This is a genomic window from Streptomyces sp. NPDC047880 (assembly GCF_040706515.1).
In the GTDB taxonomy this organism is placed as follows: domain Bacteria; phylum Actinomycetota; class Actinomycetes; order Streptomycetales; family Streptomycetaceae; genus Streptomyces.
This window is the reverse complement of the sequence record NZ_JBEZOK010000064.1, coordinates 1-2,197: the sequence shown is the minus strand read 5'-3', so window position 1 is coordinate 2,197 and position 2,197 is coordinate 1. Positions and strand designations below refer to the sequence as shown.

At 72.2% G+C, this 2,197-nt stretch carries 1 protein-coding gene; it reads left to right on the top strand.

The window, feature by feature from the left end; genetic code table 11:
- Window positions 1-2,197, top strand: a 2,197-nt coding sequence (locus AB0937_RS38475) for an amino acid adenylation domain-containing protein (RefSeq protein WP_366718859.1), incomplete at both ends; no start/stop codon positions are given.

The following is a 2,197-nucleotide window of genomic DNA, read 5'->3' as shown; positions in this document are numbered from 1 at the left end:
CCGCGGCCCTCCCTCACCCCGACGCCGACCAGGTCGCCTACGTCATCTACACCTCCGGAACCACCGGCACGCCAAAGGGCGTATCCGTCACCCACGCCAACGTCACGCAGCTGTTCACCACGTCCGCCCGGACGTCCGAGCTGTCGCCCGGGCAGGTGTGGTCCCTGTTCCACTCCTATGTGTTCGACGTCTCCGTATGGGAGATGTGGGGTGCGCTGCTGCACGGCGGGCGACTGGTCGTCGCCTCCGAGGACACCGTCCACTCCGCCACCGGCTTCCATGACCTGCTCGTGCGGGAAGGCGTCACGGTCCTGACCCAGACGCCCTCCGCCCTGGGCCGGCTGTCGCCCCGGGGGCTGGACACGGTGCGGACGGTCTTCGTGGGCGGCGAGGCGTGCTCGGCCGAACTGGTCGGGCGCTGGGCCGCCGGACGGGAGGTGATCAACGCCTACGGTCCGACTGAGGGCACCGTCTACGCGTCGATGAGCGCGCCCATGCGGCCCGGCCACGGTGCTCCCATCGGCTCGCCGGTGCCGGGTGACGCGCTGTTCGTGCTGGACGCGGGTCTGTGCCGGGTGCCGGTGGGCGTCGTCGGCGAGCTGTACATCGCGGGCCGGGGTGTGGCGCGTGGTTATGTCCGCCGTCCCGGGCTGACGGCGTCGCGTTTCGTGGCGTGTCCGTTCGGTCCGGCGGGTTCGCGGATGTACCGCACCGGCGACCTGGTGCGCTGGAACCAGGATGGTGAGCTGGAGTACGTCGGGCGCGCCGACGACCAGGTGAAGATCCGTGGATACCGGGTCGAGCCGGGCGAGGTCGAGGCGGCCCTGGCCGCCGTGCCCGGGGTGGAGCGTGCCGCGGTGGTGGTGCGGGACACTGACGCCGGCAAGCAACTGGTGGGCTATGCCCTACCCGCGGACGGGACCGCCGGCCTGGACGGTGCGGTGGTGCGGGCCGAGGTGGCCTCGCGGCTGCCGGAGTACATGGTCCCGGCCGTCGTCATGGTGGTCGACGATCTGCCGCTGACCGTCAATGGCAAACTGGACAAACGGGCACTTCCCGAACCGGAGTTCACCGGCGGCGCCTACCGGGCCCCGTCCTCGCCGGTCGAGGAGATCCTCACGGGGATCTTCGCGCAGGTCCTCGGCGTGCCGAGGGTCGGCGTGGACGACTCCTTCTTCGACCTCGGCGGCAACTCGCTCTCCGCGATGCGGGTCGCGGCGGCGGTCCAGGAGCACTTCGGCCGTGAGATCGGCGTTCGCGCCCTGATGGACACGCCGTCGGCGGCGGGGCTGGCCCGCCTGGTGGGGACCTCGTCGGGCGAGGTCCGGGCCTGGGTGCCGATGGTGCGCCCGGAGCGGTTGCCGCTGTCCTTCGCGCAGCGCCGGCTGTGGTTCATTCACCAGCTGGAGGGGCCGTCGGCGACATACAACATCCCGCTGGTGCTGCGGCTGACCGGCCGGCTCGACGCCCAGGCACTGGGGGCGGCGGTCGCCGACGTGGTGACCCGGCACGAAAGTCTGCGGACGGTGTTCCCGGCCGTGGACGGTGTGCCGGAGCAGCGCGTTGTCGACGCGTCCGGGGCGGACTTCGCCTGGGATGTCGTCGACGCCACCGCGTGGCCGGAGCAGCGGCTGGACGACGAGGTCGGCGCGGTCACGCGGCACGCCTTCGACCTGGCGGCCGAGATCCCGTTCCGTGCCCGGCTGTTCAGGGTGTCGGCCACGGAGCACCGGCTCGCCCTGGCGGTGCACCACATCGCGGGCGACGGATCGTCCCTCGCACCGCTGGTCCGTGACCTGCTCACCGCGTACCGGGTCCGTGCCGCCGGAACGGAGCCCACCTGGTCGCCGTTGGCGGTGCAGTACGCCGACTTCACGCTGTGGCAGCACGAACTCCTCGGCGGTGAGGCTGACCCGGACGGCCGACTCGGCCGGCAGGTGGCTTTCTGGGAGCGGGAACTCGCCGGTTTCGACATGCGGCTGGAGCTGCCGACCGACCGGCCCTGTCCGGCGGTCGCCGATCACCGGGGCGCCCAGGTCCTCGTCGAGTGGCCGGTGGAACTGCAGGAGCTCGTGCGGCGCACGGCGCGGGAGCACAACGCGACGCCGTTCATGGTGATGTCGGCGGCGTTGTCGGTGCTGCTGTCACGGCTGAGCGGCAGCGCGGACGTGGCCTTCGGCGTGCCGACGGCGGGCCG